The organism is Rathayibacter sp. AY1F3 (assembly GCF_002931975.1).
Taxonomy (GTDB): Bacteria; Actinomycetota; Actinomycetes; order Actinomycetales; family Microbacteriaceae; genus Rathayibacter.
On the sequence record NZ_PSVF01000022.1, the window covers coordinates 17,939 to 32,917 of the forward strand.

Consider the following 14,979-nt stretch of genomic DNA (forward strand, 5'->3'; position numbering starts at 1 on the left):
ACGAGGCCTTTCCGGTAGCACATTCCGCTCGGATACTCGATGCCGTCCTGATGGGCCTCCTGGTCTACCGGCTCCCCACCCCCTTCCTCCCGGGGAGCGTCCCGCTGGCGCAGACGGCCCTGGCCGCCCTGGTCCTCGTCAGCCTCTTCCGGCGGCCCACCCGCCGTCTCGGACGGGCCGCCTGGTACCCGTGGCTGTGCCTCGCCCTGCTCGCCTTCGTCCTCGCCGGCTCGTCCTTCGACGGCCTCGACGCCCTGCGCCGGGCGGCGAACATCGCGCTCGTCATGCTCGCCGCGGGCTTCCTCGCGAGCGGGCGGATCGACGTGGTCTCGGGGCTCAAAGGACTCGCCGCGGCCCTGTCGCTGAACGCCGTGCTGTTCGTCGCGGGACTCGCCCCGGACAGCTACCAGGGCGCCCTGACCGGCTTCCTCCAGGACAAGAACGTGGCCGGTCTCGTCTACGGGGCGGCGGCACTGCTGGTCTCGGCGCTCAGCTCGCGGCTGTGGCTGCGAGTCGGTGTGCTCGCGCTCGGGGCCGCCGCGGTCGTCGCCACCGACTCCCGCACGTCCATGGCGGCCTACGCCTGCGCGCTCGTGTGGCTCGTCGCGGCGCCGTACCTGCGCCTGCTCTTCCGCGCGCTCCTCGGCGGCGGCCTCGTCCTGCTGTTCCTCTGGGCCGAGCGGAACCTGGCGACGGCCGGCGACTACGGGGTGGAGCGGGCCGGCTCCGACGCCCTGCGCGCCCGCATCCTCGACGCCTCGGTCGACAAGGTGGCGCTCTCGCCGTGGACCGGCTCCGGGCTCGGCGAGGCGACCGCGCGGCTCGACGGGATCGACTGGTTCTTCCACAACTCCTACCTGGCGCTGATGGCCGAGGGCGGCGTCGTGCTGCTCGTCGGCGTCATCGGCACCGTGCTCGTGGCCGGCTTCGCGACCACGGCCGCCGGGGCCGGGAGCCGCCCGGGGCACGCGGTCGGCGCGGCGAGCATCCTGGTGCTGCTGTGCGCGACGCAGCTGGGCGAGGTGTTCTTCGCCCCGATCTCGTTCGTCGTGATCGGCGCGGGTCTCGCTCTGCTCGCGGAGGAGTCCGCCCGCGCCCGCGCTCTGCCGCCGGAGTAGCGCCTCCCACGCCCGCCCGATCCGGCGCGGATCCACGGGTCCGGGGCGCGGAGGTCCCGGTCGGCGGGCCCTTCCCGGTGGGGCGGAGGTCGCCCGGTGCGGCCCCGGCCGACCGCCGCTCAGGCGCGGCCGCGCTCGCGGACCGCGTCGCGGAGGACCTCGCGGACGCCCGCCCACATGTGCCGCGCGTTCAGCTCGGCCAGCACCCGCTCCCGGCCCGCGCGGGCGACTTCGGCCCTCTTCCCGTCGTCGCTCAGCACCGCCTCCAGCACCACCGCGATCCCCGCCGGGTCGTGCAGGGGCAGCGCGAAGGACGTCTCGCCGTCGCGGATGTAGCCGGTCATCGCGGCGCTCGTGGTGACCGCCGTGCAGGTCCCGCAGCCGGAGGCCTCCAGCAGGACGCTCTCGCCCGTCGGGTAGGCGAGGTCGTGGCTGGTGACGACGACGAGCTCGGCGTCGCGCAGGTTGTCGCGGTGCCGATCGACCGGGACGGGATCGTGCAGGACGACGTTGGCCGGCAGCGCCCGGGACGGCCGCCGCGCAGGAGTGGTCACGATGTCGAACCGCCGGTGCGGCAGGCGCTCGGCGGCGGCGACCAGCGAGTCGAAGTCGCGCCCGCGGTCGACCCCGACGGCGAGCACCTCGAACCGCTTCGGACGCGGAGGAACGGGCCGGTAGTAGTCGGAGTCGACCCCGAAGAGGACCGGTGCGATCCGCCGCTCGTCGACGCCGTGGCGGGCGAAGACCTCGCGCTGGTTCTCGCTGAGCACGACGAGCCGGTCCACGCCCTGGAGCAGCCGGACCACCTGTCGGCGCCGCTCCGGCGAGCCGGTGAGCAGCTCCTCCGCCCACCAGCAGGAGAGGACCACGAGCGGCGTGCGGCCGTACGGCCCGAGCCGCGCGCGCCGGAGCAGCGCGGGGAGGCCCGCCTCCGGCTCGAGCACGCAGAGCACCGCGTCGGCCGAGCGGACCGCCCGGAGTGCGCGCAGCTGCGTGTCCACGTTCAGCCCCGTGCGGTGCTCCACGACGTCGCGCAGCTTCACGTGCGCGGGCCGAGACGCGTGACCGGGGACGAGGAGCCGCGTCGAGTCGTCCCGGAGGAGGTCGGCCCGGTACGGCAGCCTCCCGCGGGCGAAGGGCCTGCCCGGAGCCAGGCGCAGTGTCGGGTGCTTGAGGAACAGTCCGAGCACTCTGAGGACTTCCGGTTCGCGGGTCATCGTCGTCCTTTCCCGAGGGAGGAGGAGAGGCTCCCCGCGGCATTCCCCGGAAAGCGGATCGGTCTCCTGGCGGGAGGATCAGGAATCATCGGAGAGGGCCATCCGCGCCAGAAGTCCGTCGATAGCCGACTTCCCGGAGGACGGGGAGTAGGAATCGTTCCAGCGGGCACGATCCCTCTCCCGCGACTCCGATAGTCCTCTCTTCTTCCGGGCTCTGATCAGCTCGGCCAGAGCCCGCGGATCCCCGGCTCGGAACGTGGCGTCGATCGACGGGCCGACGACCTCGGGGAGCGCACCGGCATCGCTCACCACCACGGGAACGCCGGCCGACATCGCCTCCGTCACGACCAGGCCGAACGACTCCGGCTGCACCGACGGCACCACCAGGAGGTCGATCCGCGCGAAGAGGTCGCCGGGCTCGATCCACCCCGGCCGGTCCACCAGAGCGGCGACCGGAGCGAGGGCCGCCTCCACCTCGCGACGCTCCCGCTCCGCCACGAACCGGGGCTCGCCCGCCAGCACCAGGCGATACGCGCCCGGTTCCCCGGCCTCCAGCAGCGCCAGCGCCTCGGTGAGGACCCGCACCCCCTTCGCGAGCGAGGGACGCCCGAGGAAGCCGAGAACGGTCGTCCCGTCCTCCCGCGGCCGCGCCTCCGGCAGGTCGACGCGGCGGCTCCAGTTCGGCAGCACGGTCGACCCGGGGACGACCCCCGCCAGGTAGCGGGAGGGGACGAGGGTCGCCAGGGCGCCGCGGCGGGCGACGGGCGCGAGCAGCCGCTGCAGGCCGGACGGGCGCTGGTGCAGGTGCACGATCCGCCGCGGACGCCCTGCCGTCGCGACGGCCGGCACCAGACCGTTGCACCACAGCACGCCCTCGCGGGAGGTGGCGTCCCAGCGCCGCAGCGCGCGCATCCAGGCGGGTCTGCCCATGGCCTCGAGCTCGACGACCCGGTGGCCGGCGGCGAGGGCGGCGGCGACGAGCGCACGCGGCTCCGAGGGACCGACGACCACGACAGGCACCTCGAGCGCCTCGAGCGCCTCCGCGATGCTCAGCAGCATCACCTCGCCGCCGCCGATGTCGCCGTTGTTGGTCGCGAGCGCCACCGGAGGCCGCCCGGCGCCGCCCGCTCCCCCGTGGATCATCCGCCGCCCCGCCCGCCTCCGCGCGGCGCCCCCGCGGCCCGCGCGCCCATCCTCACCGAGACGAGCGCCCGGCTCCACCGAGCCCGGCCGGGCTCCGCGGGCCGCGGGAGCGCTGGAATACTGACCGGATGGAGCTCGTGGGCGTTCTCTGGGCCGATGAGGCCGTGCCGCTCGTGTCGGCGTTCGTCCACCGGCGGGCCGACGCGGCGGGCCTGCGCGCACTCGTGCTCAAGGGCCCGACCGCCGCCGCCGACCGGCTCCGGCCGCCCCGCACCTCCGGCGACGTCGACCTGCTGGTCGCCCCCGACGACCTGCCCCGGATCCTGGCGCTCCTGGCCGCCGACGGCTGGACCGAGCGGCCCTGGCCGGACGGACCGACGCTCGCGGCCAAGCACTCGCGCTCCTACCGGCACGCCGCGTGGCCGGTCGACATCGATGTGCACTGGCGCTGGCCGGGCTTCCTCGTGCCGCCGCGCGACGCCTTCGAGGCGCTGTGGAGCCGGCACCGGATCGTGGAGCTGGCCGGCCGTCCGGTGGCGACCGCGAGCGTCGCCGACTCGGCGCTCGTGCTGGCGCTGCACGCGCTCCGCGACGCCTGGCAGATCACCGACCCGCGCCTCACGCGGCCCTCCGACTACGACCTGCTCGTCGAGGCGGTGGCCGCCCGCGCGCAGCTGCACGCTCCGCTCCGGGCGGCGGCGGAGGAGCTCGGCGCCGTCCAGACCGCGCAGCCCTTCCTCGATGCGCTCGGCATCCGCGCGCGCGCCGGGGAGGTGCCCGCGGCCGAGCTGCGGGCGTGGCGGATCAACGCGAGCTCGCCCCACGCCTCCGCGGGGTGGGTGCAGGCCGTGCGCGCGGCCGGCTGGCGGCAGCGGCCGCTGCTCCTCGCCCGCGCCGTCTTCCCCGCTCCCCACGCCCTGCGTGCCGCCGACCCCGCCATCGGCCCGCGCCGGATCGACGTGGCGGCCGGCTGGTGGCGGCGGCTGCGCCGCGGCGCCCGCACGGCTCCGCTCGCGTGGGACCACCTCCGACGGACGGACAGGACCTGACATGACCCGCCGGCTGATCCGCGCCCCCTTCGGGCTCGGCGTGCGCTTCACCTTCGACGACACCGTCCCCGACCGCTTCGTGACGGAGGTGGAGGAGTCGTGGAACGACGTGGACGACGACGCCGATCGCCCGGGCTCCGAGTACCGGGTGTCGCTGACCGAGCCGGTCGGGGAGCCGGGAGTGATCGCGCAGCCGACCGAGGACGCCCTCGCCGAGCACATCGGCGCCGCGCTCACCCTCGCGGCGGCCGACGCCTGCGAGGGCCGGCTTCTCAGCGTGCACGCCTCCGCGGTCGCCCTGCCCGACGGCCGCGTCGTCGCGTTCGTCGGCCGGCCCGGTGCCGGGAAGTCGACGCTCGTGAGCCTCGCCGCGCGCCGGTACGGGTACGTGACCGACGAGACGCTCGCCGTCCGCCGCGACGGGCGGGTGCTGCCGTTCCGGAAGCCCGTCGCCCTCCTCGACGGCGGCGACTGGAAGCGGCACCGCTCCCCCGCCGCGATGGGCCTGCAGCCGCTGCCGGACGCTCCGCTGCGCCTGGCCGCCCTCCTCCTGATCGCCCGCGACCCGTCCGGCCCGGCGGAGCCCCGGCTCGAGCCGATCGCCTTCGACGAGGCGCTCTCGGTGCTGCTGCCCGAGCTGAGCCACTTCGCACGGCTGCCCGCGGCGCTGCACCACCTCGCCGGGCTGCTCGACTCCGTCGGCGGGGCGCAGGTGCTCCGCTACCGCGAGGCGGAGACCGTGCTGCCGCTCCTGGAGCGGATCGGGGAGCCGTCGCCGGTCGTCGCCGACGCGCCGGAGGCCGATGCGGCGGCGCCCGGCCCGGGCCTGCTCGCGCGAGCCGCCGGCGTCGAGTGGGTCGAGCGCGACGGAGTGGTCAGCTGCCTCCTCGACGAGCGGGTCGAGACGCTGACCGGGATCGGCCCGGTGCTGTGGCGCGCTCTCGGGACGCCCGCGACGGTCGACGCGCTGACCGGAGCCGTCGTCGCCGAGCACGGCGCCCCGCCCGCGGGCGACCCCCGGGCGCACGTCGAGGCCGTGCTCGACGCGATGGTCGAGCACGGCCTCGTGGTCCACGGCGCCTGACGGCGCCGAGCGCGCGGCTAGCCCGTGCGGACGTTCGGCCCGACGGAGCCGCGGGCGATGAACAGGTCGAGCAGGTTCACGAGCCCCACCGCGCGGATGTAGAGCGCCGCGACGTCGTAGCGGCCGACGGGGAGCGCCTCGAGGACGGCGGGCCCGGTCGGGTTGGTGGAGCGGTTCTGCGCGTTGACGTCGATCTGGATGACGTCCCGCAGGGCGGTGAAGACCGGGGTGAGGACCGCGTTCTGCAGCGTCGTGAGCAGCGGCGGGAGAGTCGCCGTCAGCAGAGTATTGATCAACCCGAGGAGGGCGCCCCGCACTGTGCCACCGCCACCGTCGGCCAGGCTCACACCTAATAGCGAAATGTTCGCCAGCAGGCGTGCGCTCAACTCAGTGAGCAGAGCAGCCGTGAAGGCACCGAGCACCGAGCCAGGGACCTGCAGCCCGTTGTCCAAGAAGAGGGTCGAGTTCGGCGGCAGATCATTCAGGTAGGAGGCGTAGGAGCCGAACGGCGTGTTTCCCGGCTGGCCTGGAGCGGGGCCGAAGAGCGCGGCCAGGTCGATCGTCAGAACGGCTGGATTCGTCGAGGACGCGGGTGTCGTCGGGATCAGGAGCTGGATCGGCTGCGCACCACCGGGCAGAGCCGTGCCGAAGATCCCCGCAAGGTTGATCGTCGCCGCACCCAGCGTGAGGCTGGAGACAGCAGTGAGGAGGCCCTGCACCGTCGTAGCGATCGTGTTCAGCGTCGGCGAGGTGAGCACCAGGTTCAGCCGAGTGATCTGGTAATCGCGCTGAAGATTGTCCGAGCCGGGAACGCAGGCCGATTGCAGAGCCGCGCGCCCGGTCAGAGCACCGATCTGCAGTGTGAGCCCGGCGACGTTGGTGAGCAGTCCCGCCAGACCTGCCCCTCCGATCGCCGCGAGGATCGCCCGGAGGTTGACGGTGCCGAAGTCGGGGTAGCTCCCCGAGGTCGGGGTCAGCGCCAGCTGGCCGGCATTGGTGATCGCACCGGAGGCTCCGCGGACGGTGCCGGTGGTGCTCGCCTCCGCGTACTGGTTGAGAGTGCCGACGGTGGCGGGAGCCGCCAGCGTGAGGAGGGAGGAGAGCGTGCCGGTCAGCCCGGTCGCGTTCACGGCGATGCCGTTCAGTACCGTGGCGTTGACGCCGCCCGTCACGACGACCGGGTCGGGCGGATTCGGTCCCGACGCCGGCGCAGTCGCCGTCACGCCCGAGACACCGGCGACATTGTCGAGGTTCACGCCGCCGAGGAAGCCGCTGAGAAGGCGTCCGCGGGCGACCGCCTGGAAGACCGTCCCCACCGGGAAGCAGCTGATCGAGACGGCGGAGGCGGACTGCGCCAGCATCACCGCGGGCACCGACCAGACCGCTCCGGCCACGACCGTCCGCCGTGCGAAGACGCCCGCGGAATTCGCGCTCTTCTTCTCGCTCTTATCGCTGATATCGCTGGATGCGAGCGGATTAGACTCCGACATTGGCGGCCCTCCGGTGCTGTCGCTCGACGTACACCCCTTGGCGCGTCGGCGGCAAACATAGCGAGAGAGGCGTCGCGATAAGAGGCGCTGGCGGATTTCTACTCGCACTGGCGGCGATCAGCGGAGAGGACGCGGAGAAGATGGCAGAGGACCCCCGGCTCCTTCTCTGGCGGCGCCGCCCGGACACGGCCTCCGTCGATCTGAACGGGCGCGTCCTGGTCCTCCCGCTGGACGTCTCCCCGATGGGCAGCCCCTACGCGCTGCGCGAGAGCGTGGCCGCGACCTGGCGGGCGCTCGACGACGAGCCGCAGGACTTCTCCGGCCTGGCCGACCGGCTCGCCCGCCTCCACGCCACCGATCCCGGCGCCATCGCCGACGACCTGGCGCGCGTGCTGACCGGGCTGGAGGAGCTGCTCCTGGTCGAGAGCCGCCCGCGCGGCGAGGAGCCACGATGAGCGTCGCGAGCGTCGTCGTCCCCAGCTACGCGGGGGCGGCCCGCCTGCCCCGCCTCCTCGCCGCCCTCGCGGCGCAGACCCACCGCGACCTCGACGTGGTCGTGGTCCTCGACGGCGTCGTCGATGCCAGCGAGCGCGCCCTCGACGCCTCCCCCGTGCCCGTGCGCCGCGTCGTGCTCCCCGAGAACCGGGGGCGCTCCGCCGCGCTCACCGCCGGCTTCGACGCCGCGCGGGGCGACGTGCTGATCCGCTGCGACGACGACCTCGAGCCCGGCCCGGGCTGGGCCGCCGCGCACGTCGGGGCCCATCGGGACGCGGTCGCCGGCGTCGTCGGCCTCTGCCCCGACGTCGACCCGGGCACCGCCTACTCCCGCGCCTACGGCCGGCCCGCCGGCGAGCGCTTCCGCCGCGGCGCCTACGCGGCGGGCCCCGACGCCTCCTGGCGCTACTGGGGCGGCAACGTCTCGGTGACGCGGGCGACGTACGACCGGGTCGGCGGCTACAGCACCGACTACCGCGAGTACGGCTGGGAGGACGTCGACTGGGGCTACCGGCTGCACCGCCTGGGAGTGCCGGTGCGGATCGAGCCCGGCGCCGAGGCCCTGCACCACGGCGCTTCCGTCTCGGCGGCGGTCCGCAGCCGGCGCGCGTTCCTCTCGGGGGCGGCCCGCCGCACCTTCGAGCGGCTGCACCCCGAGCAGGTGCGGGAGGCGGTGCCCGCGGCCGGCGCGTGGGACGCAGCCGTGCGCCTCCTGGCCCGCGGCGGGAGCGAGCGGCGGACGGCACTGGTCGCGGGAGTCGCGGACGCCGCGCTCGGAGTGGTGCCCCGCCCGGTCGGCGAGAAGCTGGTCGCGCTCGCCGTCGAGTCCGCGGCGATCGCGGGCTACGACCACGGCAGAGGGCGTCCCGCGCACGGGTGACGGCGGCGCGGATCGACGGACCGGCGGGCACGGCGGCGGCGCCGACGCCGTGCGGGAGCCGATCTAGGCTCCCCCGCATGCGAGTCCTTCTGGTGGGCGGAGCGGGCTACATCGGGAGCCACACCGCCGTCGCGCTCCTCGAGAGCGGCCACGAGGTGCTGGTCGTGGACGACCTCTCGCACGCGAGCGAGCGGACCCTCGACGCGGTGGAGGAGCTGACCGGCTCGGTGGTCCCCCGCCTGATCGCCGACGCGCGCGACACGGCCGCGCTGACGCGCTTCCTCACCGCCCACGGACCGGTCGACGCCCTGGTCCTGCTCGCCGGGCTCAAGTCGGTCGGCGACTCGGTGCGGCGGCCCCTCGAGTACTGGACGGTCAATGTCGGGCTCGCCACCGCGGCGTTCTCGGTCGCGGCGGAGTCGGGGATCCGCACCGTCGTGTTCTCGAGCTCGGCGGCCGTCTACAGCCCGGGCGGATCGATGCCGGTCGGGGAGGACTCCCCCGCCGGGCTCAGCGCGGCGAGCCCCTACGGCGCGACGAAGCGCGTCATCGAGGAGATCCTCGGCGACGCCGCGCGCGCCGATCCCCTCCTGCGCGCGGTCAGCCTCCGCTACTTCAATCCCATCGGCGCGCACCCGTCGGGGCGGATCGGCGAGGATCCGGCCACGGCGCCGGGGAGCCTGCTGCCCGTGCTGACGCGGGCCGCGGGCGACCCCTCCCGGTGCGTCGACGTCCTCGGCGACGACTACCCGACCCCCGACGGCACGGGGCTGCGCGACTACATCCACGTCTGCGATCTCGCGGCCGGGCACGTCGCGGCGCTCGAGCGCGCGCGGCCCGGGCACCGGGTCTACAACCTCGGCACGGGATCGCCGACGAGCGTCCTCGAGCTGATCGACGAGGTCGAGCGCGCGAGCGGGGAGACGGTCCGGTGGCGGGCCGTGGGGCGCCGGCCGGGCGACCTCGCCGCGAGCTGGGCCGACCCGGCACGCGCCGAGCGGGAGCTGGGCTGGCGGGCGGTGCGCACTGTCCGCGAGGGCGTCCGCGACCAGTGGCGGTGGCAGACCCTGCAGCGCATCGGCGTCTCCTGATCCTTCCGGCACGGCGTCACTGAAAGAGTGACTTCTTCTTCTCCGCGGTTCTCCTCCATCGTTGTGATCTCCGATTGAATAGAGCCTCCGCGACGCACTCCAGACGATCCTCGCCATTCCACTCGCGGCTTATCCGGATTATCCGACTCTTCTTTCCCCGTCGTTCTGCGACGACTCGTACTCGCCTTTCGATTCCTTCTCCATGAGCCGGTTAGCTTCTACTGCACTGCTGATCGGTCACCGACGACGGATAAGCATTCGGAGCCGCTCCCGTCTCCGGATGGCCGCCCGATCCTCACCGCACGCCCGGGGGAAGGGGCCCATCATCACTGCCGTCATCGACGCGACCACCCGTTCCCGATCCGTCCCCCCGGTCGGTCCCGGCCTGATCGTGCACGAGTGGGTCGAGCGCCGCGGAGGCGCCGAGCGCGTGCTCGAGGCGATGACCGAGGCCTTCGCCGACGCCGACGTCCGCGTCCTCTGGAGCGACTGCGCCGAGGTCGTCGGCAGGCCCGTCTCGGAGTCCTGGCTGGCGCGCACGCCGCTGCGCCGCCACAAGGTCCTCGCCCTGCCGGCGATGCTGCCCACGTGGCGGCTCCCGGTCGGCGCCTCCCGCGAGTGGGTGCTGGTCAGCTCGCACCTCTTCGCCCACCACGTCCGCACCAGCGGGCCGACCCGCAAGCTCGTCTACGCGCACACGCCGGCCCGCTACATCTGGGAGCCCGACCGCGACGGCCGCGGCAGCAGCCTCGCCGCCCGCACCGCGAGCCTGCTCCTCAAGCCGATCGACCGCCTCCGCGCCGCCGAGGCCTCCTCCATCGCGGTGAACAGCCTCTTCACCGGGCAGCGGGTGCGCGACGCGTGGCACCAGCCGTCGCGGGTCATCTACCCGCCGGTGAACACCGAGCTGCTCTCGACGATCACCGACTGGCGCTCCCCGCTCGACGACGACGAGCTGCGCCTCCTCGACTCGCTCGCCCGGCCGTTCATCCTGGGCGCCTCGCGGTTCGTCCCCTACAAGCGCCTCGAGAAGGTCATGGACGCCGGAGCCCGCACCGGGCTGCCGGTCGTCATCGCCGGGCACGGCCCCTGGGAGGCGCGGCTCCGCGCCTACGCCGAGGAGATCCGGGCCGACGTGACCTTCGTCATCTCGCCCTCCGACCAGCTGATCCGCGCGCTCTACGCGCAGGCGCTCGTGTACGTCTTCCCCGCCGTCGAGGACTTCGGGATCATGCCCGTCGAGGCGATGGCCTGCGGGACGCCGGTCATCGGGACCGACATCGGCGGAGTGCGCGAGAGCGTGTCCCTCGCCGGCGGGGGCGTCATCGCCGACCTCGAGGGCGATCCCGACTGGAGCGACCTGCTGCGCCGTGCGCTCGCGCTCGACGTCGACGCCTTCCGGGCTCGCACCCGGGTCTTCTCGCGCCGGCGCTTCATCGCCGAGATCCAGGACTGGGTCGCCGAGCAGACCGCCTGACGACGGCGCTCCCCGCCGCGGGAGGCGGCCCGTGCGCGCGTCACCGTGCGCGCGGACGACACTCCCGCGGAGGGATCAGAACAGGCCGCGCGGGGGCTCGATCGAGGCGAGGACGCCGGGAGCGGCGATCACGCTGAGGCGGCCGACCTCCTCCGGGGTCAGCTCGGGCAGGCGCTGCGCGAGGTCGAGGAAGCGCTCGATCTCGGACTCCTCGAGCACGTCGGCGGCGAGCGTGCGGAACTTCGACACGTACTGCTCGCGGCTGAACGGGTGCGCGCCCAGCGGGTGCGCGTCCGCCACCGCGATCTCGTCGACGATCGTCGTGCCGTCCGTCAGCAGGATCTCGACGCGCGCGCCGAACGCCTTCTCGCCCGGATCGGTGGAGTGGTAGCGGCGCGTCCACTCCGCGTCCTCCTGCGTGGTGACCCGGTGCCAGAGCGCGATGGTGTCGGCGCGGGCGGCCCGCTCGGGGGCGTAGCTGTGCACGTGGTGCCAGGCGCCGTCCTGCAGCGCCACCGTGAAGATGTACGGCACGGAGTGGTCCAGCGTCTCGCGGGACGCGGCCGGGTCGTACTTCTGCGGGTCGTTCGCGCCCGAGCCGATCACGAAGTGCGTGTGGTGCGAGGTGTGCAGGACGATCCGCTCGACGCGCTCGGGATCGGCGGCCTCGGGGTGCGTCCGGTGCAGGCGGCGGGCGAGGTCGATCAGCGCCTGCGCCTGGTACTCGGCCGAGTGCTCCTTCGTGTACGTGTCGAGGATCGCGCGCTTGGCCTCGCCGCGGTCGGGCAGCGGGACGTCGTAGCTCGCGTCGGCGCCGTCGAGCATCCAGGCGATGACGCCGTCCTCGCCCTCGTAGATCGGCGACGGGCTGGTCTCGCCGCGCATCGCCCGGTCGACCGCCTCGATCGCCATCTTCCCCGCGAAGGCCGGCGCGTACGCCTTCCAGCTCGAGATCTCGCCCTTGCGCGACTGCCGCGTGGCGGTCGTCGTGTGCAGGGCCTGCGCAACGGCCTGCTCGATCGTCGCGACGTCGAGGCCGAGCAGCGTGCCGATCCCGGCGGCGGCCGAGGGGCCGAGGTGCGCCACGTGGTCGATCTTGTGCCGGTGCAGGCTGATCGCGCGCACCAGGTCGACCTGGACCTCGTATCCGGTGACGATGCCGCGGACGAGCTGCGCCCCGCCGATGCCCGCGTGCTGGGCGACGGCGATCAGCGGAGGGATGTTGTCGCCCGGGTGCGAGTACTCGGCCGCCAGGAACGTGTCGTGGTAGTCGAGCTCGCGCACGGCGACTCCGTTGGCCCAGGCCGCCCACTCGGGCGAGACCCGGCGGGCCGGGTCGACGCCGAGGACGACCGAGCCCTGGCCGCCGATGGAGGCGGGGTGCGCGAGAGCCTGCGCGCGGGCGGCGACGACCGGGCGGCGCAGGAGCGACGCGGTGGCGACGGCGGCGTTGTCGATGACCCGGTTGACCACCATCTCGGCGACCTCGTCGTCGATCTCGACCGGATCGGCGGCGACCTCGGCGAGCGCGTGGGCGAGCTGCCCGTGTCGCGGGAGCTCCTCGTCGCTGCGGTGGACGCGGACGTGGTGTTCGTGCACGGGCGGCTCCTTCGTCTCTCCCCCAGGCTATCGCCCGCCTCCGGCCCCGGCCGCGCGGGCAGAATGGGCGGATGTCCTCCCCCACGCGCGTCGCGGCGCTCGACTGCGGCACCAACTCCCTCCGCCTGCTGATCGCCGACGTGGAGGGCGGCCGCCTCCGGGACGTCCAGCGCCGCACCGAGCTCGTGCGGCTGGGCCGCGGGGTCGACCGCACCGGCCGCTTCGACCCGGCCGCGCTCGAGCGGACCCTCGCCGTCACCCGCGAGTACGCGGCCGCCGCGCAGGAGGCCGGCGCCGAGCGCCTCCGCTTCGTCGCCACCTCGGCCACCCGCGACGCCGCCGACCGCGAGGACTTCCTCGCCGCCGTCGAGCGGATCCTCGGCGTCACCCCGGAGACGATCTCCGGCGAGGAGGAGGCGCGGCTCTCCTTCCGCGGCGCGGTCTCGGCCGTCGACTCCGCCCGGCCCGTGCTGGTCGTCGACCTCGGCGGCGGCTCGACCGAGCTCGTGCTCGGCGGAGCGGAGCCGGAGCAGGCGCACTCGATGGACGTCGGCAGCGTCCGCCTGACCGAGCGCCACCGCCGGGCCGCCGCGCCGACGGAGGGCGAGCGCGCGGCGATCCGGGCGGACGTGCGCGCCGCGCTGGCCGCCTCCTCCGTCGACCTCTCGCAGGCCCGGAGCGTCGTCGGCGTCGCCGCGACCGTGCTCACGATCACCGCGCACGTCCTCCGCACCACCGACCGCGCCGCGCTCGAGACGTCCCTCCCCCTCTCCGACGTCCTCGCCGCCTGCGACGAGCTCGCCGCACTGTCTCCGGAGGGGACGGCGGCCCTCCCCTGGGTCCGCCCGGGGCGCGAGGACGTGCTGGCGGCCGGCGCGCTGGTCTGGGGCGAGGTCCTCCGCGCGGTCCACGAGGCGTCGCCGGGCGTCGACCGGGTCCACTCGACCGCGCACGACATCCTCGACGGCATCGCGCTCGGCCTCGCCTGACTCCCGCGCGGGTCAGGCGGTGAGGGCGCTCCCGGAGTCGCGCGGGAGCCGGGCGGCGGCGGCGAGCGGCACGAGGGTCAGCACCGCGAGGGCGAGGAAGGCGACGCGGTACGGGACGAGGCCGGGCCCGATCGCGGTGCCGACGGCGAGCGCCACCGCGCCCACCGCGACTCCGAGTCCGGCCGCGATCTGCTGCGTGGTGGCGTTGAGGGTGTTCGCGCCCGACATCCCCTCCTGCGGGACCTCGGCGAACGTGACGGTGTTGTAGGCCGTGAAGCCCGCCGAGCGGGCCACTCCGCTCAGCACCAGCAGCGCCACCACGAGCGCCACCGGAGTCGCCGGCTCGAGGAACGCCATCGCCGCCATGCACGCCGCCCCGACCGCGCTCGCCGCGACCAGCACCCCGCGGAAGCCGAGGCGCCGCAGCAGCGGAGTCGTGGCCGGCTTGATCGCCAGGTTGCCGGCGAAGAGCGCCAGCACCACGGAGCCGGCCTGCACCGGGCTCCAGCCGAACGCGTCCTGGAACAGCAGCGGGAGCAGGAACGGCACCGCGTTCACGGTCGCCCGGTAGAGCGATCCGCTCGCGTTGGCGACCCGGAAGGTGCGGAAGCGGAAGGCGTCGAGCCGCACGAGCGGATGCTCGGCGCGGCGCAGGTGCCGCACGGCGAGCGCCGTCACGACCGCGCCGACGAGCAGCGGCGCCACCGCCCGCCCGTCGAGCTCGGAGCCGGTGAGGAGCCCCGCCGCTCCGACCAGCGCGCCCAGCCCGACCGCGACGAGCACCAGCCCGGTGACGTCGAGCGGGGGCGGCGCGCTCTCGGCGGTGGCGGGGACGATCCGGCGCGCGATCGCGAACGCGACGACCCCGAGGGGCAGGTTGATCAGGAAGATCCAGTGCCAGGAGGCGACGGTCGTGAGCAGCCCGCCGAGGAACGGCGCGATCACGGGGGCGACCAGTCCCGGCCAGACCAGGATCGCGATGGCGTGGATGATCCCCTCCCGCGGAGTCGCCCGCAGCACCGCGAGCCGGCCGACCGGCACCATCAGCGCGCCGCCGACGCCCTGCAGGACCCGGGCGCCGACCAGAAGCGGCAGCGTGGGGCTGAGCGCGCAGAGCAGGGAGGCGAGGGTGAAGACGGCGATCGCGCTGGTGAAGACGCGGCGCACGCCGAAGCGCTCGCTGAGCCAGCCCGAGGCCGGGATGAGGACGGCGACGGTGAGGAGGAACGCGGTGACGGTGATCGAGACCGCGGCGGAGTCGACGCCCAGGTCGGCGGCGATCGCGGGCGCGGCCGTCGTCACGATCGTGGCGTCGAGGTTCTCCATGAAGAAGCAGCCGGCGACGAG

The 14,979-nt window shown here is 74.6% G+C and carries 13 protein-coding genes; 8 read left to right on the forward strand and 5 right to left on the reverse strand.

Annotated features, from left to right (window positions below; translation table 11 throughout):
* The first annotated feature begins 50 nt into the window (after positions 1 to 50).
* On the forward strand, positions 51 to 1,118 hold the full coding sequence (locus tag C5C39_RS12915) for an O-antigen ligase family protein (protein ID WP_104353547.1): 1,068 nt from the start codon (positions 51 to 53) through the stop codon (positions 1,116 to 1,118).
* 119 nt (positions 1,119 to 1,237) lie between these two features.
* Here C5C39_RS12915 and C5C39_RS12920 read toward each other — a convergent pair whose 3' ends face one another.
* Entirely contained in the window at positions 1,238 to 2,335 is a 1,098-nt protein-coding gene (locus tag C5C39_RS12920; RefSeq protein ID WP_104353548.1) for a glycosyltransferase family 4 protein, read from the reverse strand.
* Between the two features lie 78 nt (positions 2,336 to 2,413).
* On the reverse strand, positions 2,414 to 3,478 hold the full coding sequence (locus tag C5C39_RS12925; RefSeq protein WP_104353549.1) for a glycosyltransferase family 4 protein: 1,065 nt from the start codon (positions 3,476 to 3,478) through the stop codon (positions 2,414 to 2,416).
* 128 nt (positions 3,479 to 3,606) lie between these two features.
* Here C5C39_RS12925 and C5C39_RS12930 point away from each other — a divergent pair, with 128 nt between their 5' ends.
* Both C5C39_RS12930 and C5C39_RS12935 read left to right on the forward strand, forming a co-directional pair.
* A complete protein-coding gene (locus tag C5C39_RS12930) occupies positions 3,607 to 4,527 on the forward strand; it encodes a nucleotidyltransferase family protein (RefSeq protein WP_104238364.1) in 921 nt (306 codons plus the stop codon).
* A 1-nt stretch (position 4,528) separates the two neighbouring features.
* On the forward strand, positions 4,529 to 5,611 hold the full coding sequence (locus C5C39_RS12935) for a PqqD family protein (protein ID WP_104353550.1): 1,083 nt from the start codon (positions 4,529 to 4,531) through the stop codon (positions 5,609 to 5,611).
* 17 nt (positions 5,612 to 5,628) lie between these two features.
* Here the strand turns inward: C5C39_RS12935 and C5C39_RS12940 are convergent, their stop codons facing one another.
* Complete coding sequence (locus C5C39_RS12940) at positions 5,629 to 7,101, reverse strand: choice-of-anchor G family protein (protein WP_146083942.1); 1,473 nt, start codon at positions 7,099 to 7,101, stop codon at positions 5,629 to 5,631.
* 140 nt (positions 7,102 to 7,241) lie between these two features.
* Here C5C39_RS12940 and C5C39_RS12945 point away from each other — a divergent pair, with 140 nt between their 5' ends.
* From C5C39_RS12945 to C5C39_RS12960, 4 genes are all read left to right on the forward strand, one after another.
* A complete protein-coding gene (locus tag C5C39_RS12945; protein WP_104353552.1) occupies positions 7,242 to 7,556 on the forward strand; it encodes a hypothetical protein in 315 nt (104 codons plus the stop codon).
* Positions 7,553 to 8,476 (forward strand): glycosyltransferase family 2 protein, encoded by a 924-nt coding sequence (locus C5C39_RS12950; RefSeq protein WP_104353553.1) that lies wholly within the window; start codon positions 7,553 to 7,555, stop codon positions 8,474 to 8,476. The genes C5C39_RS12945 and C5C39_RS12950 overlap by 4 nt, the downstream gene beginning before the upstream one ends.
* Before the next feature lie 77 nt (positions 8,477 to 8,553).
* The gene (galE, locus tag C5C39_RS12955) at positions 8,554 to 9,567 is read left to right on the forward strand and encodes a UDP-glucose 4-epimerase GalE (RefSeq protein ID WP_104353554.1); all 1,014 of its coding nucleotides are present in this window, start codon (positions 8,554 to 8,556) and stop codon (positions 9,565 to 9,567) included.
* Positions 9,568 to 9,847: 280 nt separating this feature from the next.
* Positions 9,848 to 11,044 carry a glycosyltransferase gene (locus C5C39_RS12960; protein WP_104224527.1) on the forward strand — a complete coding sequence of 399 codons (1,197 nt, stop codon included), beginning with the start codon at positions 9,848 to 9,850 and terminating at the stop codon, positions 11,042 to 11,044.
* A 75-nt stretch (positions 11,045 to 11,119) separates the two neighbouring features.
* Here C5C39_RS12960 and C5C39_RS12965 read toward each other — a convergent pair whose 3' ends face one another.
* A complete protein-coding gene (locus tag C5C39_RS12965; protein ID WP_104238371.1) occupies positions 11,120 to 12,643 on the reverse strand; it encodes an MmgE/PrpD family protein in 1,524 nt (507 codons plus the stop codon).
* A gap of 71 nt (positions 12,644 to 12,714) precedes the next feature.
* On the opposite strand from C5C39_RS12965, the gene C5C39_RS12970 reads away from it, so the two are divergent.
* Complete coding sequence (locus C5C39_RS12970; RefSeq protein WP_104353555.1) at positions 12,715 to 13,632, forward strand: exopolyphosphatase; 918 nt, start codon at positions 12,715 to 12,717, stop codon at positions 13,630 to 13,632.
* A gap of 12 nt (positions 13,633 to 13,644) precedes the next feature.
* On the opposite strand, the gene C5C39_RS12975 is transcribed toward C5C39_RS12970, so the two are convergent.
* Positions 13,645 to 14,958, reverse strand: coding sequence for an MFS transporter (locus C5C39_RS12975; protein WP_104251039.1), 1,314 nt, complete (start codon positions 14,956 to 14,958; stop codon positions 13,645 to 13,647).
* Positions 14,959 to 14,979 lie beyond the last annotated feature (21 nt).